Below are 18,620 nucleotides of genomic sequence, written 5' to 3'. Positions count from 1 at the left end.
CAGCAACCTCGCGCGAGGTTGCTGGGCCGCCGTCAGGTAGTAATTAGAGGGCGAAGAAGGTTTTCAATTCGGTGCTGATCGAGTTCAGGCGTTCCTTGAGTGCGGGTTTGAGTGAAGCACTCGCCGAGGTGGCCGGCAGTCGCACTCCCGCGCTGGCGGCCGCACGGGCATCGGCATCGGCCGCAGCCTGGAGTTCCGAGGGATCGGCGACGACTTCGAGATAGCACTTGAGCTTCGGCTCGGTGCCCGAAGGACGCACGATGACCCGCGAGTTCGACTCGGAGAGCAGCAGAATCCCGTCGGTCGGCGGCAGCCCCTGGTACCCGGCCGACAGGTCATGGACCTCGGCGACCGGGGACCCGGCCAACGTGGCCGGAGGATTCTCCCGCAGCTTCGCCATCGCCGCGGCGATGAGGGAGACATCATCGAGGCGGAAACTCAGCGGAGCGGTCGCGAAGTAGCCGTCGCGGGTGCGGATCCGATCGAGCTCGGCTTCGATGCTGCTGCCCTCTGACTTCAGCCGCGATGCCAGGGCCGCGAAGGTCACGGCCGCCGAGATGCCGTCCTTGTCGCGCACGGCAGCCGGATCGACACAGTAGCCGAGTGCCTCCTCGTAGCCGAAGACGAGGCCAGCCACGCGAGAGATCCATTTGAAGCCGGTGAGCGTATTCACCGCTTCGAATCCGTGACTGGCCGCCGCTGCGGCAAGAGCACGGGAGGACACGATCGAATTCGCGAAGACCGGAGAATCCGTCTCCGTCGCATGATGTGTTCCCGCCGCCAAACGAGTCGCCGCGTCCTCGCCGAGGAGGAGCCCCACCTCGTCGCCGGAGAGCTGACGGAATCCGGTGGCCGCGGACTGATCCGGGATGGCCGCGGAGAACCGGTCGGCATCGGGATCATTGGCGATGATGAGTTCGGCGCCGACCTCCCTGGCCACGGCAAAGGACTCATCGAGGGCACCGGCTTCCTCCGGATTCGGGAAGGACACGGTCGGGAAGTCCGGGTCCGGTGCCTGTTGGGAGGCCACTGGGTGGAGGTTCGTGAACCCGGTGCGGGTCAGGGCCGCCTCGGCGACCCCGGCACCGACGCCGTGCAGTGAGGTCAGCACGATCGACAGATCCGACTCGGCACGCACACTCAAGGCGTCGATGCGGGACAGATACTCCTCGACGATCGATTCGTCGAGGTGCTCCCACCCGGACTCGGCACGCGGCACAGACGCCACAGAATCGACGGCCGCGATCTTCTCAGCAATCTGCGCATCAGCCGGGCTGACGATCTGAGCTCCGGCACCCGCCTCGGCGTCGGCCTCAGACCCGAGCGTCTGCAGGGGACGTTTGCCCAGATAGACCTTGTACCCGTTGTCGGCCGGAGGGTTGTGGCTGGCCGTGACCATGACACCGGCGTCGGCTTCGAGATGCGACAGCGCGAAGGCCAGCAGCGGGGTCGGCAGCTGCTCGGGCAATTGGATCGCGACTCCGCCGGCAGCTGTGACGACGGCGGCGGTGTCCGCGGCGAATTCCGCGGACTTGTATCGAGCGTCGCAGCCGATGACGACTCGGAATCCCTCACCGACGGTGTCGGCGAGGAACGCGGCCAAACCGGCGGCTGCCCGGATGACGACGGCCCGGTTCATTCGATTCGGACCGGCTGCGATCTCACCGCGCAGTCCGGCGGTGCCGAAGACGAGGGGGCCGGAGAACCGGTCCTCGAGATCGGAGATTGCCGCAGCATCCCCGCTCTCGGCCTCGGCGAGAATGTGCTCCAGGGTCGTCGCCGTCTGCTGGTCGGGGTCATCGGCGATCCAGGCGCGGACCACTTCGGCGTCGAATCCATTCGTGAACCTGTCGGCTACGCGGGTCATGTTCCGTCCTTTGCGGGTCTGCGGTGAAGAGGGATGAGTCAGGGGAGTGCTGGTAGCACTGCGTCTCAGAGCTTCGCGACGATGTCGGCGAGCAGTCGGGAGATGCGCGGGGCGGCCGCGGCTCCGGCCTCGATGACCTCGGCATGGGAGAGCGGGGTCTCCTGGATGCCGGCGGCAAGGTTCGTCACCAGCGAAACTCCCATGAGTTCGAGCCCGGCCTGACGTGCGGCGATGGCCTCCAACGTCGTCGACATTCCCACCAGATCGGCACCGAGGGTCCCGGCCATGCGCACCTCGGCGGGGGTCTCATAATGAGGTCCGCGGAACTGTGCGTACACGCCTTCGTCGAGGGTCGGATCGATCTCCTTGGCGATGGCGCGCATCCGCGGGGAGTACAGATCGGTGAGATCGACGAAGTTCGCGCCCTCGATCGGAGAGGTGCCAGTGAGGTTGATGTGATCGGAGATGAGCACCGGAGTCCCGGGCGCCCAGTTGCGGTTGAGCCCACCGCAGCCGTTCGTCAGCACGAGTGAGGCGCAGCCGGCTGCAGCGGCGGCGCGTACACCGTGAGCCACGGCGCGCACCCCCTTGCCCTCGTAGTAGTGGGTGCGCGATCCAAGCACAAGCGCATGCTTGCCGCTGGCCTCGATCCGCACGGTCCGCAGGGTCGCACCGTGGCCTTCGACGGCGGGAGCGTGGAATCCGGGAACCTCCGCCGCGGAGATCTCGGCGACGGTCTCGCCGAGGAGGTCCGCCGCCCCACCCCAACCGGAACCGAGGACGAGTGCGATGTCATGCGATTCGATGCCCGCGTTCGCGTTGATGGTCGTGGCCGCGGCGTGCGCGGCGGCGGTAGGATCGCTTAAGTCAGTCATGACGCCAAGATTATCAAGTTCCCCACCGCCCAAGGAGCGAGCACATGCCGATTCGAGAGCTGAACGACGGTGACGATCTGCGCCTGAATGAGGTGTTCGCCGACGCGACCACCCCGGCCGGTCATATGGCCAGGTCCCTGTTCCGCCCGTCCTCGGATTCGCCGCTGATCCGCTCCGTCATCGCCGAGGTGGTCCCCGACGTTCCCGTCGGAGCCGCCGCGATCGCTGAATCCCCGCTTCACCCCTACCGGGCGTGGGTCCACGTCGAGGTCGCCGCCGAGGAACAGGGACATGGTCAGGGGCGTGAACTCTTCGAAGCGGTGTGTGCGGAGACGCGCGGAACCGCGCTCGAAGGCCTCGATCTGCGGGCCCGTGTGCAGGCCGGTAGTGCGGGCGAAGGCTTCGCTCAGGCGCTCGGCTTCACCCCGCTGACGACGACCCGCGTGATCAAGGTGCCCGCCGGTGCCCTGCCGCCGGCCGGCGGTGGTCGGGCCGAGGACCTCGAGATCGTCGCCACCGGTTCGGTGAAGCTGACGAAGGCATTCCTCGCCTGGTACACCGCCGTCAACCGCGACGACGCCGTCGGACCGCTGACCATCGGACAGGTGAACAACGCGTTCCTCTCCGAAGCAGCCGGAGCTCATGGTGCCGCACTGCTGAATGGTGCTGCCGGAACCGCCGAGGCGGGTGGACTCAGCGCCTTCGCCGTGTCCTATGCGCGGGAGGCCGATGAGACCACCGGCGTTCTGCCCTCGGCCGGTGAGCCGGGAGCTGGTGCCGCGGACGGGACCGCCGTCGTCGATCAGGTCGACGAGGAACCGCCGACCGAGCTCATCCTCGGGTCGATGTTCGAGACTCGCGACGATGCCGCCGAGACAGGCGGCGAGGACTTCGCCGCGGCCGTCGCCGATGCCGAACTCCTTTTGGCCAGGCTGTCTGTCGACGCCGATGTCGTCATCGAGGTCACGAGCGGAATGCCCGTGGTCTCGGCGCTCGCTGACCGCCTGCTCGAGGCGGGAACCGCGACCGAGCTCTATCGCTACGAGACTCTCTCAGGACCTCCTGCCGACATGAGCTGAATCAGGCTCGACGCCTGTGGAGCTGAAGAGGCGAACTGGACGCGTCTGTTCTTCGGTGACGAACCAGCCCGTCCCGGCCAACCCATCGAGCGGGGCGTGCCGCAGCACCCCGAGCCCGGTGAGATCCTGCTTGGTGTGCACACCGAGCACGAGCAGCGGCCCCAGGTTCTGCGCCTTGGACAGAGGGGAACCATAGCCGGGAGTGAACCGCGTCGGCATGGTGAGCACATGGAAGCGTCCGTCGAGCAGATCCCAGTCGACCGGGTCCGACTCCAAGTAGGCGTCATCATGGACAGACACCCCGCCGAGGCGGTGCACCAAGGTCGCGAATTCGGTCTTGCCGCTCTGCGGAGAACCGCGAACAGTGAGAACCGAACCCTCCCACAGGGGATCCCACACGACAAGGTCGCCGAAAGCGTCGACGCCGATGGGGATGACGCCGGGCACCGTCATGCTGCCGAATGACGCTTCACCTTCGCATACAGGTCGGTCAAGGCCACGCCAGCGTGGAGTGAATTCCTCACGGGACTCCGGTTCGCCGCGACACTCCCGTCCGCTGAGGGTGACCGTTTCCGCTCCCAATACGGACGAGTCATGTGGGGCCGCGTCACCGGGCACGAATTGCACATCGGCACCGTCTCCACCCGCAGACTGCACGCGGGGACCGCGGATGACGGCACGAAGATTCGGCCACCTGCCGGCGAACCGCTGCCGGCTGAGTCCGACGCTCGTCCCGTCTTCGCCGGCGTCGGGCGGGAAATTGATCTGAGTGGCGAACCGAGAACTTCTGCTCGTCACGTTCCGGCACCCGGCGAGCAGGAACACGAGATCCGATCCGGCGCCAAACCCGAGGAGGCGATCGGCGCGCTCCGCCCAAAAGTGGTCGAGCGAGTCGACGAATTCCGCCCAATTGCTGCAGACGAGCAGACTCGGCGGGCGTCGGCTCGTCTCTTCGCGCGCTGCGGTCGCGGTGCCGTCACCGTCCGGGGCGATCCTGCCCGGGCTCCCGTTGGCAGAGAGATGGTCGAGAGCCGCCTGAATCTGCCAGCCCGTGTTCATTCCGCAGCTGATGTCGGCCCAGTCGAGAGCCGCGGAGATCCTGCCGATCGCGATGATCCGCCGGGTCGGCGCCGCCGCGCGAGCCATATTCACGAGCACGGATTCCACGGTTTCGGGGCTGCCGCCCGTCAGGATCGTGGAACCGTCCACATCCGGATCGAATGTCCACTTCAACTGCCGCTGTTCACTGGGGACATCGATGATCCCCGTGATCACTGTGCCGAGTCCTGTGCCTGCCTCTACCGTCCCCTCGGCGTCCCGGGTCGGCCCTCCAACTGCCCAGGCCGCCATGTCCTCCGGAATCGGCAGGGGCGGCAGCACGATCTGTCGCTCCTGCCCTTTACGCGACGACTTCTCGGGCATCTCGTCGGCTCCGGCCGCTGCATCGTTCCCGGGCCCAGCATTGTCCCGCGTGGCGGCGACGATGTTGTCGACGCTGACACCGTGCACTCCGCTGGCCAGCGACGGAACCGGTCCCCGGACCCAAGGACGAACGCGAGGCCGGATGGCCGCCTCGGTGTGGGTGCCTTGTCCGAAGGGCACGGCCACGCGGAACTGGGTGACGCTGATCCCGGAGTCCAGGCAGGCGGCGCCGGGCTTGTCAGCGGGCAGGAACGCGCCGGCATCGGTGCCGATGACGTCGAAGGAATCGGTCTCATCGCGCACCCGCAGGCACACACGGATGTTGATGTTCGCCTTCATCTGCCCGGTCACGACGCCCATGGGGCGCTGAGTGGCGAGAACGAGGTGAACGCCGAGGGATCGTCCCAGCGCGGTGAGGTGTTCGAGCAGATCGGCGGCGCGAGGGTGAGTGGCCATGAGCGCGTGGAACTCGTCGATGACGACGACGAGTCGCGGGGGAGGGGCGGCGAGGTCGGCGACATCGGCGCATCCGTGGTCGGCCAGCAGTCGTTCACGGCGGGTGATCTCAGCGCGCACCGAGACGAGGGCGCGAAAGGCAAGTCCGGAGTCGAAATCGTCGAGCACGCTGTCGGTGTGCGGCAGCCCCTGCAGAGGGGAGAACGTGGCCCCGCCCTTGAAATCGATGAGGACGAAACGCAGTCGCCGAGGCGGCTGTGCCAAGGCCATCGACAGCAGCCAGGTCTGGAGGAGCAGGGATTTTCCGCTGCCCGTGGTGCCGGCGACGAGAGCGTGGGGACCGTCGGAGAACAGATCGATTCCGACGTCACCGTCGGCTCCGCGACCGATCGGCACCGGCCCCGAGGCGGGGCGCCGCCACCGCGACCGGATGGCCTCGGGCGCATCGTCGCAGAGTTCGCCAAGCCCGTGATCGGGCCAGGCTCGGGGCTCGGTCTGCGCCGAGTGACCACAGTGCAGAGTGACGAAGCGAGCAGCCGGCATGAGGGTGGCGATGAGCGTCCGGCCGGGCACCGGGCCGCCGGGTGCGGTCGAGGACGTGGTGCGCGCCTGCGCGAGAGTTCCCACCGTCATCGACACCGCAGAACCGGCATGCGGGGCGGTGAGCGTGAGCACGGCAGGGTGGGCCGCCTCGTCGAGGGTGATCGAGATGGGGTCATCGGCGGTGTCCGCGGGCCGGCCGTCGGCCCGGGTCAGGTGTGCGGAACGGTCGGCGGAGAATTCGGTGCCTGCAAGCTCCGGCAGACGCGCGAGCTCGGGGTCGGGCCGCCACCTGAATCGTCGGTCGGCCAGCCACGCGAAAGCCATGGTGCGCAGGACTGCGGGGGTTCCGCTGACGGTGACCGTCGTCGTGCGCGGATCGATGCGAACTGGCATATCGGTGCAGACGACTCGACCGTCGACGTGGTCAGTTTCGTCCTGCAGGCTTTCGTCGACGGTGAGGTCGCTGAAGACTGCCCCGAAACCCAGGCACAGACCGGGGGAGGAGAAGAGCAGGTGTCGGTGCGTGGCCTCGAGGCGACGCAGCCTGGCACGGGCCTCGGCCAATGCCTCGTCGCGGTCGAGCAGGCATCGTGCACTGTCGCGGGTGAAGCGCTTCTTCTCCACCAGGTAGGCGACCCATCCGGAGAGCGGGGCCGAGACGCTGAAGAGCAGGAACCACCACATTCCGGTGACCACGGCAAGCACGACGCCGATGCCGACGGGGATGAGGAACGTCCACCACTGCGGAGGCCTGGCCGGTCGAGGATCGTCGATCGTCTTCGGCGCGATATGGATGTCGTCGCTGCGGTGCAGCGGCGGGGACCGTATCGGCGGAGCCGAACGGGAAGCCGAGTACGAAGGGTCGGCCGACGAACTGTCGGCTGTGCCCGGTGCGAGCACGGTCGCACCCACATGAATGGCGGGCTGGTCACCCGTGGCATCGAGCTGCAGCGGTTGCGGGGTGCGGGAGATGCAGGGGTCGACGAGTGTCAGGCAATCGGAATGGGGCAAGCGAGAGAGGAAGGCTCGCCGTGGGTCGAGTGTCAGAATGAAGCCGGAGTCGGGCCCTGCCGTGACGGATACGGTCGTCGATGCGGAGCCGGTGCAGTCGTCGGTGGTGCGCAGAGAATCCGCACCGACGACGGTGATGGGATTGAGTCTCTGCCAGTGACCCCAGCTGATCGAATCGAGCCTGTGGTTCTCGAGCCGGTTGCCGGCGAGGAGGTCCTCAGGAGTCAGTTCCGGTCCGAAGGCAGACCGGAAGACGTCTAAGGCAGGCTGGGCGGAATCGGCTTCGACGCTGATGCTCGTGACGGCTCCGTTCGTCTCGAGGCGGTGGATGAGTCCCAGGGTTCTCATGCCTATAGATTCACCGGGAGCATATGGGCCGGGCAAGAGGGACAAAACGCCCTGTGGAAGCGACATGGACGTCCACACCCTCAGGATGCGTGAGTGGGGCCAGTTCCCACAGGCATCGGCGTCGGAGTGGACGACGCGCACCGATCAGTCGAGACGCAGGGCGCCCCGGGCATAAGCGGTGGCCTGGAGGTCGATGAGGCCGGGTACGAACGGTGAGAGCAGCGCCGGAGAGTAGCGGGCCTCGATGCGGATGCGCACCGAATGTGTCCCATCGGCATCGGCGCTCAACCGCAGTTGTGCCATGTCCTTCGGGGTCGGCACCGCGTCGAGGTACCGTCCGGCGGCCCGTTTGGCCGCGGGAGGTGAGAACACGAGGCCGGGATCGTCGCCGGGAGCAGGTTCGAACGAGTCCGATGCCGCAAGCGCCGCGGAATCCGCCAGCCCCTGCAGTTCGCGGCGCGCCATGTGCAGATCGGTCAGGGCAGCGATGAGGAAGGCCAGCAGCAAGGCGATGACGACGAATCCGATGGCCAACGGTGTGATGGACCCGCCATCCGATTCATGATCGATCTGCGCTTCTCGGCGCCGCTCCGGAATTTGCTCACTCGTGGTCGGCATGTCACTGACGTCCTGTGGCGACGACGTCGGTGTGGTTCGCGCGCAGAGTGATATGCGGTGACCGGTCGGAGCCGAAGAGGAGTGGGAACCCGGGCAGTGACACCTTCGTCTCGACACGTGCGGTGACGAGAGATCCGGCCTGTCCACAGGGTCCGGAGCACGAGTAGGTGATGGAGGTCGGTGCATCCCGCAGTCCGAAGTCAGCGAAATGCATCTCGGCAACGGCGTGGGCGCGGGCTTCCGAGGGGTTCGCGTCGCGAGCGGCGATGCGTGAGGCCGACATGGCCGCCGAGGTGGTCGCATAGCTGGCCGCCTGCAGTTGGGAGAGAGTGAGCATGAGGTAGATGACCGGAATGAGCAGGACGACGGAGGCGAAGATGAACTCGATGACCGCCGTTCCCTCATCGGCGCCTCTGGACTCGGCGACGTCGGAGGTGACGCCTTGACCGAGCTCTGCCTCAGTCACGGTCGATGTCCTCGACGATGGATCGTCCGCGCAGCTCCCAGACCTCGGCCGGTCCCCACAGCCCGAGGACCGGAAGCGGAGTCGTCACCTGAACTTCGACGATCTCGACGGCACCGTGCTTTGACATCGAGACGGTGACCTTCTGGGCATAGCGCTCGCCCACGGACACTCGGATGAGGTCGCGGGTGAGCTTCTGCCCGTCTCGTGGAGTCTGATCGGCCAGGCTCGCCTGTCTTGCTCCGGCGATGGCGGAATCGATGACGGTGTTGCGGACATGGATGACGAGACCGATCTGCAGAGCTCCGGCCAGGATGAGGGCCAACAATGAGGCGATGAGAGCGAACTCGGCGACGGCGGATCCCGCATCGCTGCGCTCGCCTGCCGCGCTCACCGAGGCGGCCCCCAGTCGGTCTCCCCGTTCCGTGTCGTCGTCTCTGCGCACCGTGCGGTCACCCGGCCCCGCGGACCTTGTTCATCGCGTCCTGGAACATCGAGGTGAAGGCTTCGCCGGCCAGCGCCCACAGTGCAACCACCAGTCCCGCGGTCATCAGGGTGATGAGGACCCAGCCGGGAACGTCTCCGCGATCGGGCCGGTCGACTTCCTCGGTGAGGTTCGGGTCGATGCCGTGGTCGGCCGCCTCGGCGATGGTGGTTCCTCCTCGCGGAGGAGGACCGGGGATGAGCCCGAGCATGAGCGGGACGAGGCGGTAGGTGAACTGGCGGAACATCGTGTCTCCTTCTTCGGCGCGGTCGAGGTATCGATCCGCGTGGTCGTTGATGCGGGAGGTGGTCGTGGGCGTGGGATTGGTCGTTACGGACTGAGGTCGAGGACGGTCAGCGACGGGAAGACAGCGAAGATGACGGTGACGGGAAGCACGAAGACGACCACCGGGACGAGCATCCCAATCTCTTTGCGACCGGACAGTTCGAGGAGGCGCCGTCGGGACTGTTCACGCACGTCAGCAGCTTGAGAACGGAGCACTTCGGCAAGTGGGGTGCCGCGGGTCATCGACACTGCGAGGCCGTCGACGAACTGGACGATCTCGGGAATGGCGATGCGTGTGGCCATCGCATCGAGCGCTTCGACCAACGGTGTGCCGGTGCGAGTGGCGGCCAGGGCTGCGCGGAGTTCGTCAATGAGATCGCCGGAGCAGGTGCGGCACACTCGTTCGAGAGCCTCCACGATCCCCTCACCGGCGGTGATGGACAGCGCAAGAAGCTCAGCGACGGTCGGGAACTCAGCGAGCACACGGGATTCGTGGCGGGCGATGGCTTGACTGAGTCGCCAATCGTTGACGACGTGCCCGGCGATGCCGCCGCTGGTGACGAGGACGATTGTGACGATGGGGGAGAAGCCGCGCTGCGCCGACAGGACACCGGCCAGACCACCGGCGACGATCATCCCGACGAGGATGCTCAGCACCTGGTTGATGCGGAACCGTTCGATCGTGGCATTGCCGCCGAGGCGGTCGATGCGCAGCCGCAGAGTCGCATCCGTGGTGATGCGCGACGTCACCCACAGGGTCGAGCTGACCAGCCAGGACTTCACCAGTCCCCAGAATCCCTCGGTGCGCGGGGTCGGCGGGGCGTAGATGTCGACCAAGGATTCCTGATCCCGCAGATAGGGCGCGATCCGCGACGACAGCGTCGGTTTGCGCAGCGGTGGGAGGGAGAGCACGAAGACGCACAGAGCGAAGCCGTTGAAGAGTCCGAGGGCCAGTATCGACCAAGGCTCGCCGAGGAGGCTCATGCCGCCCGCCCGTCCGCAGCGTCCTCACTGTCGGAGGTGAATCCGCCGCTCGTTCCAGCGCTGCCTGCAAAGCGTCGGTGGGCGGCGCTGAGCGACGAGCCCTCGATGACCCGAGGTTCGGCCGGGAGCCTGCCGATGCGCTTCATCGCCTGATACGCCAGCAGAGACACGACGAAGCCCGCCGCCAAGAGGATCAGCCCGGTTCGCGAGTTGTACGCCGCCGCCGTTTCGGGTCGGGTCGACAGGAACGCGAGCACCACCCACGGTGCGGCGACGGCCAATCGGGCGCCGTTGACCGTCCACTGCTGACGGGCAGAGAGCTCATTGCGGGTGCGGGCATCATCACGGACGAACTGTGCCAGGGCCCGCAACATGGTGCCCAGATCGCTGCCTCCGACCTGCCGAGTGACGCTGAGCGCGACGACGATGCGGTCGGCCACCGGGTCGGCGCTGACTTGCCGGAACCGCTCCAACGCCAAGGCGAACGAGCCGCTTGCCCGATATTCCTCGGCGAAGACTTCGAACAAGGGTCGCAGCGGTTCGGGTCCGCGATGGGCCAGAGAACTCAAAGCCTCGGGCAGGGACAGCCCCGCACGGACTCCGGAATTGAGATGGTCGAGCGTCTCGGGCCACAGCTCGCGCCGCATCACCTGCCTGCTGCGCGCCCGATGCTGCAGCGCACGGTGCGGCAGCCAGGACGCGAAGAGACCGAAGCACAGCGCGATCGCCCACGAGCCGGTGAGCACCGTGGATACGACGGCAACCACACAGAACGCCGCGACCGAGATGAGCAGCAGATGCGCCGGACGCAGCCTGGGGAAGCCGGCCCCGGTGAGCATGTCATCGAGTTCGCGCACCCACCGCGACTGCGTCCGTTTGCCCGGCGGTCGCTGCCACAGCGACATCCAGATGAGGAAGAGTCCCGCCCCGAGGCAGGAGCCGATGAGCAGAGCGGACTGCGAATAGCTCACGCCGCCTCCAGAACGGTGTGAAGATCGCGGCCGATGGCCGCAAAACGCTCGCCGAGGTGGCCGAACCCCTGGCCGCGGATGAGCTGTCCGCGTGGCGAATGGAAGATCGTATCGAGTTCGACGACGTCGCCTTCGACCCCTCCCGGCACCGCGCAGATCTCATCGACTCGGCGCACCCCGGACGGGTCCCGCCGCAGATGGACGACGACGTCGAGGCTGACGGCGACGGTGGGCACGACGAACGCCGAGGAGATGTTCGCCCCGGCAAGAAGGGGCAGAGTGCAGATCTTCGTGATCGCCGCGCGGGCGGAATTCGCATGGATGGTGCCCATCCCAGGTAACCCCGAATTCAGTGCGACCAGGAGATCGAGGCTTTCGGCTTCTCTGACCTCGCCGACGATGATTCGCGTCGGCCGCATCCGCAGCGCCTCTTTGACGAGAGCGCGGAGGGTGACTTCGCCGGTTCCTTCCAGCGACGGCTGGCGACACTGCATGGGGACCCAGTCGCGGCTGGGCAGATTGAGTTCGAAGACCTCTTCGCAGGAGATCGTGCGCTCGCGGGCCGGAATCGAGCCGGCCAAAGCATTGAGCATCGTCGTCTTGCCCGCCTGAGTGGCCCCGGACACGAGAATGTTGGCCCCGCACGCCACGGCAGCGTCGAGAAACTCGGCGGCCGAGGGAGTCAGAGACCCGGAGGAGACCAGGCTGGCGAGATTGCGCGGCCGGGCGATGAACTTGCGGATATTCACGGCCGGATGGGCGCGAGTGATATCGGGCAGCACGACATGCAGGCGGGACCCGTCGGGCAGGATGGCGTCGACAAATGGTTGCGAAAGATCGACGCGGCGGCCCGAGGTCCGAAGCATCCGCTCGATGAGGTCATCGAGTTCGCCGGAGCTCAACTTCGTCGTCGTCAGCTGGTGGATTCCGTCGACGGCGATGAAGACCTCGCTCGGGGAGTTCACCCAGATCTCTTCGACATGCGGGTCATCGAAATAGTCCTGCAGGGCACCGAAGCCCGAGAGTTGATTGTCGATATGGCGGAACGTCGCCTCTTTGTCTTCGAGAAGAGGAAGGTCGGCGACGAGGCTGCGCTCATCGTATTCGGCGATGACGGTGCGAATGAGCTCGCGAGAGCGCTGAATATCGGCGCGGGGATCCACATCGAGATCTCTGATCCGTTTGTGAACCTCGCTGGTGATGACTTCGGTGGCTTCCACTCTGAACCCTTGCCCGATCATTCAATTGACAGCGTGATTTGCTGTTTAACCTAGCTGTAGTCGAATGAAGAATCTAGTGTATTCCCAAATCTGTGGATAACCGGGAATCGATTCCGCAAATGCTCAACGTGTAGTTTCACGACTGTCATTGCGCCGATTCTTCGTCTTGCGCGGGGGTGGGATCCGGTCTATATTTTCCTCACTAGCCTTCGCATGACGCGATATGGGCCGCGCCGCCGGCGGGATGAATCAGATCTCCCGCCGGCGGCGCTTTTTGCCTGTGCGTTTGCGCCCTGCCGCGCCGCCGTGCAATGGCGACGGTACAGAAAATCTCATATTCTACAATTCGTAGAATTTGGCATGGTGGTCCGCGTAACGTCGAAAGCGCACGAAGAACAGCGACCTGCAAAGGCCGTTCCCACTGCGCGGCGAAGCCGCAAAAGGAGCAGAGTTGATCTCGCAACCCGCACTCACCATCGTCCGGGACACCCTCCCCGTCATCGGTTCCGCGATCGGGGACATCACCCCGATCTTCTACGACCGAATGTTCACCGCCCGCCCCGACCTGCTGCGCGACCTGTTCAACCGCGGCAACCAGGCCCAGGGCGAACAGCAGAAGGCGCTCGCCGGGGCGATCGCGGCCTATGCGAGCCTGCTCGTGTCCGAAGACGCCCCGAACATCGACGCGATGATGAGCCGGATCGCGAACAAGCACGCCTCGCTGGGCATCACCGAAGACCAGTACCCGATCGTCTACGAGCACCTCTTCGCCGCTATCGGCGAAGTCCTCGGCGACGCGGCCACCGCCGAGGTCGTCGACGCCTGGACCGAGGTCTACTGGGACATGGCGGACACGCTCATCTCCGCCGAACGCGAACTCTATGCCGACCACGACGTGGAACCCGGAGACGTCTGGTCCGAGCTCACGGTCGTCCAGCGCCGGCAGGAGTCACCGCACACGATCAGCCTCGTCCTTGCTCGCGCCGATGGCGGCGCACTGCCGCAGGCCCGTCCCGGCCAGTACATCTCCGTCCAGGTCCAGCTGCCCGACGGAGCCAGGCAGATCCGCCAGTACAGCCTCACCCGAGCGACTTCGCGTGAGTCCTGGGCCGTGACGATCAAAGCTGAGCCCGGCCGCGCCGAGGCTGACATCCCCGCAGGTGAGGTGTCGAACTTCATCCACGGCAACGTCTTCGAAGGCGACACGATCCGCTGCTCCCTGCCCTACGGCGACCTCGTCGTCGAAGACGCCGAGACTCCGCTGCTCCTCATCTCCGCAGGCATCGGCTGCACCCCGATCCTCGGCGCGCTCAACGACCTCGTGTCCAAGGAATCCAGCCGCGAAGTCACGGTCCTCCACGCCGACCAATCGATGGTCGCCCACGCCCACCGACAGGAGATGGCGCAGCTCGTCGCTCAACTGCCGGGCGCCCGGATGCACCACTGGTACGAACAGCTCGGCGCGCGGACGACGAGCGAGACCGTCCACGAAGGCTTCCTCGACCTCGCCGAGGTCGACGTTCCCGCCGACGCGCAGGTCTACCTGTGCGGCCCGCTCCCGTTCATGAAGGCCGTGCGCCGCGGACTCGACGAACTCGATGTGCCCGAGTCCAACATCCACTTCGAGGTCTTCGGCCCCGACACCTGGGCGACCGTGCCCGAGCTCGTGCCCGCCTGATCTCAACACTCGCCCGACTGGGGTAGGTCGAACCGGTGCCTGAGTACTCAACCGGGGGACTGCGCAGATGCGCGCCGAGGTGGTCCCACCTCGGCGCGCATCCGTCAGTTCGGGGCGGGGTGGAAGCATGCACTAGAATCGGATCATTATGGCCACCACTGATTACTCTTCTGAAATCGCCAACCTCCGCCAGACGTACAAAGCGATTCTCGACGTGTCCGATCTGGACAATCTGCGCGACGAGGTTGCCGAGCTCACGGAGCAGGCGTCGTCGCCGACATTCTGGGACGACCCCGATTCGGCGCAGAAGACCTCGGCCAAGCTCTCGCACAAGCAGGGCACCCTGGAGAAGCTCGAGAAGTTCGGCGAACGCATCGACGACGCCGAACTGCTCGTCGAGATGTCCCAGGACGAAGGTGACGCGGACTCGCTCGACGAGGCCGACCGTGACATCAAGAAGCTTCGCGATCAGTTGGCAGAACTCGAGATCTCGACGCTGCTCAACCACGAATACGATGAGCGCTCCGCCGTCGTGACCGTGCGTTCGGGCGCCGGAGGCGATGACGCGACCGATTGGGCACAGATGCTCACCCGCATGTACATCCGGTGGGCGGAGAACCGCGGCTACAACGTTCAGGAACTCGACACCTCCTATGCCGAGGGCGCTGGCATCAAGTCCGCGACGATCCAGATCAACGCCCCTTACGCCTACGGCACCCTGTCGGTCGAAGCCGGCACTCACCGGCTGGTGCGCATCAGCCCCTTCGACAACCAGGGACGCCGTCAGACCTCGTTCGCCGCTGTCGAGGTGGTCCCGCTCATCGAGTCGACCGACCATGTCGACATCGATGAGAACGATCTGCGTATCGACGTCTACCGGTCGTCGGGCCCCGGCGGGCAGTCGGTGAACACGACGGACTCGGCCGTGCGCATCACCCACGTGCCCACCGGTGTGGTCGTGAGCATGCAGAACGAGAAGTCCCAGATCCAGAACCGTGAGGCCGCGATGCGCGTCCTCCAGTCGAGGCTCCTCGACCTCAAGCGCAAGGAAGAGGCTGCGCAGAAGAAGGAACTGGCCGGCGACATCAAGGCCAGCTGGGGCGATCAGATGCGCTCGTACGTCACCCACCCGTACCAGATGGTCAAGGACCTGCGCACCGGCTATGAGGTCAACAACCCCTCTGCGGTCTTCGACGGCGACCTCGACGGGCTCATCGAAGCCGGCATCCGCTGGCGCAAGGAACAGGAGATGGCCGAAGAGGCCGACGCCTGATCGGTCCCGCCTTGGTGAGGGATCGACCATCACCGAGGCGACTGTGAACTTCATCAGATCGCAACACACGCCCGGCCGCCTCCGCGAACATCTCGGAACTGTTACGTACAGTGGAATCGGCCGAGCCACCCGCAACATGATTGAAGACCGACTTGATCAGATTCGACTCCGTTTCGAAGTCCTACGACACACGTTCCCGCAAAGCACTCGACGACATCTCGTTCGAGGCTGACCGCGGGGAATTCGTGTTCCTCGTCGGGGCCTCCGGCTCGGGAAAGTCCACGGTCATCCGACTCATTCTGCGTGAAGAGGTCCCCAGCGCCGGACGCATCCACATCGCGGGCAAATCCGTGGTGAAGATGCCCAGCTGGAAGGTGCCCTACCTGCGGCGGGGGATCGGAACCGTGTTCCAGGACTTCCGCCTGCTGCCGAACAAGACGGTATTCGCGAACGTCGCCTTCGCCCTCCAGGTGATCGGAAAATCCCGCGCAGCCATGTCGACTCTCGTGCCCGACGTGCTTGAGACCGTCGGCCTGGCCGGCAAGGAGAAGCGCTATCCCAGTGAGCTCTCCGGCGGTGAGCAGCAGCGTGTGGCCATCGCCCGCGCCGTGGTCAACAAGCCCGGAATCCTGCTCGCCGACGAACCGACGGGCAACCTCGACCCAGCCACCAGCGCCGACATCATGAACGTGCTGGAGAAGATCAACCGCAACGGCACCACTGTGCTCATGGCCACTCACGACGGGGAGATCGTCAACCGGATGCGCCGACGGGTCATCGAACTGCGCGAAGGCGAAATCGTCCGCGACGTCGAAGAGGGCACCTACGGAGTCGCCTCATGAGGGCCGGTTTCATCCTCTCCGAAGTCTGGTCGGGACTGCGCCGGAACTTCTCCATGGTCATCTCCGTCGTGCTCGTGACCTTCGTGTCCCTGCTCTTCGTCGGTGCCGCGATCCTGCTGCAGATGCAGGTCGGGCAGATGAAGGACTTCTGGTACGACCGCGTGCAGGTCTCCGTGTTCCTGTGCCCGCCGGATTCGGAGGCGACGAACTGCGTCGACGGTGAAGTCACGGGCGACCAGAAGGATCAGATCCGGGCCGAACTCGAAAGCTCCGATCTGGCCCCCTATGTCGACAAGGTCTACTTCGAAGACAAGTCCGAGGCCTACGAGCACTTCCAGGAGCAGTTCAAGGGCACCAGCCTCGAGGGCACCGTGCCCAAGGACGAGATGAACGAGTCCTTCCGGGTCAAACTCAAGGACGCCGAGAAGTACGACATCATCAAGGAGTCGTTCTCGTCGACCCCCGGGGTGGAAGAGGTCGTCGACCAGAACCAGCTGCTCGACCGCCTGTTCGGGGTGCTCAATATCGCGACCATCGTGGCGATCGCGATCGCCGGCATCATGCTGCTGTGCGCGATGCTGCTCATCGCCACCACCATCAGACTCTCCGCGTTCTCCCGACGCCGGGAGACCGGAATCATGCGTCTGGTCGGTGCATCGAACACCTTCATCCAGATGCCGTTCCTGCTCGAGGGCGTCATCGCCTCGGCCATCGGTGCGACCCTGTCCGCCGGTGCCCTGGGGCTGCTCGTCCACTTCGGCGTCAGCGGCTGGCTGCAGTCGCAGGCCACCGGATTCAGCCTCATCTCCGGATGGGACGTCCTCCTCATCACCCCCGTGCTCATCATCATCGGCGTGCTCATGGCCGGAGCTTCGTCGCTGATCACGTTGAATAAGTACACGAAGGTCTGAGATGAGACGCAGACGCAGATTCGGACTCGTCGTCACGGCCGCCGCACTGGCGGTGATCATGCCGGTCACCTCGGTGGTGGCCGACCCGCGCGACGACAAGAGCGAGGTCGACGAACGCGTCAAGGAACTCCAGCAGGAGTTCGAAGGCCTCGACGAGGACCTCGCCCGCGTCATCGCCGAACGCGATGCCGCGGAGGAGAAGCTGCCGGATGCCGAAGCAGCATCGAAGGCCGCCGACGATGCGCTGGCGAAGGCGATCGAGAAGGACGAGGACATGGCCGCGCGTCTGACCTCGGCGACGAACGCGCAGAAGGATCTCAAAGAGACGATCAAATCCGGCACGGAGGAGATCGACAAGCACAAGACCTCGGCCGCACGCATCGGGCGGCAGGCCTACCAGAACTCGGGCATCACCTCCGACCTGGCGATGCTTCTGCAGATGGCCGAGGGCACGAGCGCCGACGGCGGCATCGGGCGCGTGGATTCGGCCGTGCGGTCGCAGCAGCGCACGATCGACAAACTCTCCGAACAGCGGGCGCTGAACAAGAACAACGAAGAGCGGCTCTCGGGCGTGACCGATAAGATCTCCGACCTCAAGGACGAAGCCGCCGAGGCTGTGCTGGCCAAGGAAGCCGCGCAGGTCGATGCGAAGAAGAAGGCCGACAGCCTCAACGACCTCATCTCCGCGAAGGACGATGCGGAGAAGACGATCTCCGACAACAAGGACAAGACCGAGAAGCAGCTCGCCGACGAGAAGGCCGAACAGGAGCGTCTGGCCGAGAAGGTCCGGGAGTGGGAGAAGGAGCAGGAGAAGAAGGGTAAGTTCGTCTTCGGCGACGGCGTCCTGGCCAACCCGGCCAAGGGATACCCGACGACGTCTCCGTTCGGATACCGCATCCACCCGATCACCGGCGCGAAGAAGCTGCACACCGGAATGGACTTCGGCGTGCCCTGCGGAACCCCGATCCGTTCGGCCGGCGACGGAATCGTCGTCACCTCCGGTTGGACCGGCGGCTACGGCAACCGCGTCGTCATCTCCCACGGCAAGATCAAGGGCAATTCGATCGCGTCGACCTACAACCACAACACGAAGCTCAAGGTCCACGACGGGCAGAGGGTCAAAAAGGGCGACATCATCTCGTACTCCGGCACGACGGGCGCTTCGACCGGCTGCCATCTGCACTTCGAGATCATGGAGAACGGCGGCTACGTCGACCCCAAACCTTTCATCTTCTAATTGCTACCCGACGGCGGCCCAGCAACCTGGCGCGAGGTTGCTGGGCCGCCGTC

Annotated in this window: 16 protein-coding genes; 6 read left to right on the top strand and 10 right to left on the bottom strand. The window is 65.7% G+C overall.

Annotated features, from left to right (window positions below):
- Positions 1-43: 43 nt before the first annotated feature.
- Together AC2W7L_RS17635 and AC2W7L_RS17630 are read right to left on the bottom strand one after the other, a co-directional pair.
- Positions 44-1,867, bottom strand: a complete 1,824-nt coding sequence (locus tag AC2W7L_RS17635) for a phospho-sugar mutase (RefSeq protein ID WP_486005493.1) — start codon at positions 1,865-1,867, stop codon at positions 44-46.
- Between the two features lie 65 nt (positions 1,868-1,932).
- A complete protein-coding gene (locus AC2W7L_RS17630) occupies positions 1,933-2,742 on the bottom strand; it encodes a purine-nucleoside phosphorylase (protein WP_486005492.1) in 810 nt (269 codons plus the stop codon).
- 44 nt (positions 2,743-2,786) lie between these two features.
- On the opposite strand from AC2W7L_RS17630, the gene AC2W7L_RS17625 reads away from it, so the two are divergent.
- The gene (locus AC2W7L_RS17625) at positions 2,787-3,821 is read left to right on the top strand and encodes a GNAT family N-acetyltransferase (RefSeq protein WP_486005491.1); all 1,035 of its coding nucleotides are present in this window, start codon (positions 2,787-2,789) and stop codon (positions 3,819-3,821) included.
- Here the strand turns inward: AC2W7L_RS17625 and AC2W7L_RS17620 are convergent.
- The 8 genes from AC2W7L_RS17620 to AC2W7L_RS17585 form a co-directional block, all read right to left on the bottom strand.
- Positions 3,795-7,601: an FtsK/SpoIIIE domain-containing protein gene (locus tag AC2W7L_RS17620; RefSeq protein ID WP_486005490.1), complete on the bottom strand. Its 3,807-nt coding sequence runs from the start codon at positions 7,599-7,601 to the stop codon at positions 3,795-3,797. The two genes, AC2W7L_RS17625 and AC2W7L_RS17620, sit on opposite strands and share 27 nt — an antisense overlap.
- 144 nt (positions 7,602-7,745) lie before the next feature.
- A complete protein-coding gene (locus AC2W7L_RS17615) occupies positions 7,746-8,219 on the bottom strand; it encodes a pilus assembly protein TadG-related protein (RefSeq protein ID WP_486005489.1) in 474 nt (157 codons plus the stop codon).
- 1 nt (position 8,220) lies between these two features.
- Positions 8,221-8,685, bottom strand: coding sequence for a hypothetical protein (locus AC2W7L_RS17610; RefSeq protein WP_167198152.1), 465 nt, complete (start codon positions 8,683-8,685; stop codon positions 8,221-8,223).
- Entirely contained in the window at positions 8,678-9,127 is a 450-nt protein-coding gene (locus AC2W7L_RS17605; protein ID WP_486005488.1) for a TadE/TadG family type IV pilus assembly protein, read from the bottom strand. Before AC2W7L_RS17605 ends, AC2W7L_RS17610 begins: the two co-directional genes overlap by 8 nt.
- Before the next feature lie 7 nt (positions 9,128-9,134).
- Positions 9,135-9,413 carry a hypothetical protein gene (locus tag AC2W7L_RS17600; RefSeq protein WP_228281922.1) on the bottom strand — a complete coding sequence of 93 codons (279 nt, stop codon included), beginning with the start codon at positions 9,411-9,413 and terminating at the stop codon, positions 9,135-9,137.
- 83 nt (positions 9,414-9,496) lie between these two features.
- Positions 9,497-10,435: a type II secretion system F family protein gene (locus AC2W7L_RS17595; RefSeq protein ID WP_486005487.1), complete on the bottom strand. Its 939-nt coding sequence runs from the start codon at positions 10,433-10,435 to the stop codon at positions 9,497-9,499.
- The gene (locus AC2W7L_RS17590; RefSeq protein WP_486005486.1) at positions 10,432-11,406 is read right to left on the bottom strand and encodes a type II secretion system F family protein; all 975 of its coding nucleotides are present in this window, start codon (positions 11,404-11,406) and stop codon (positions 10,432-10,434) included. Before AC2W7L_RS17590 ends, AC2W7L_RS17595 begins: the two co-directional genes overlap by 4 nt.
- On the bottom strand, positions 11,403-12,626 hold the full coding sequence (locus tag AC2W7L_RS17585) for a TadA family conjugal transfer-associated ATPase (protein WP_486005485.1): 1,224 nt from the start codon (positions 12,624-12,626) through the stop codon (positions 11,403-11,405). The genes AC2W7L_RS17590 and AC2W7L_RS17585 overlap by 4 nt, the downstream gene beginning before the upstream one ends.
- A gap of 451 nt (positions 12,627-13,077) precedes the next feature.
- Here AC2W7L_RS17585 and AC2W7L_RS17580 point away from each other — a divergent pair, with 451 nt between their 5' ends.
- From AC2W7L_RS17580 to AC2W7L_RS17560, 5 genes are all read left to right on the top strand, one after another.
- Entirely contained in the window at positions 13,078-14,304 is a 1,227-nt protein-coding gene (locus AC2W7L_RS17580) for a globin domain-containing protein (RefSeq protein WP_486005484.1), read from the top strand.
- 148 nt (positions 14,305-14,452) lie between these two features.
- Positions 14,453-15,577: a peptide chain release factor 2 gene (prfB, locus tag AC2W7L_RS17575; RefSeq protein WP_486005483.1), complete on the top strand. Its 1,125-nt coding sequence runs from the start codon at positions 14,453-14,455 to the stop codon at positions 15,575-15,577.
- Between the two features lie 152 nt (positions 15,578-15,729).
- Entirely contained in the window at positions 15,730-16,419 is a 690-nt protein-coding gene (gene ftsE / locus AC2W7L_RS17570; protein WP_025780920.1) for a cell division ATP-binding protein FtsE, read from the top strand.
- Positions 16,416-17,330 (top strand): permease-like cell division protein FtsX, encoded by a 915-nt coding sequence (gene ftsX / locus AC2W7L_RS17565; RefSeq protein WP_486005482.1) that lies wholly within the window; start codon positions 16,416-16,418, stop codon positions 17,328-17,330. The genes ftsE and ftsX overlap by 4 nt, the downstream gene beginning before the upstream one ends.
- Before the next feature lies 1 nt (position 17,331).
- Positions 17,332-18,567 carry a peptidoglycan DD-metalloendopeptidase family protein gene (locus AC2W7L_RS17560; protein WP_486005481.1) on the top strand — a complete coding sequence of 412 codons (1,236 nt, stop codon included), beginning with the start codon at positions 17,332-17,334 and terminating at the stop codon, positions 18,565-18,567.
- Positions 18,568-18,620 lie beyond the last annotated feature (53 nt).

The organism is Brevibacterium sp. LAARM3_SD1, assembly GCF_057364765.1.
This window is presented reverse-complemented; position numbering and strand designations above follow the sequence as displayed.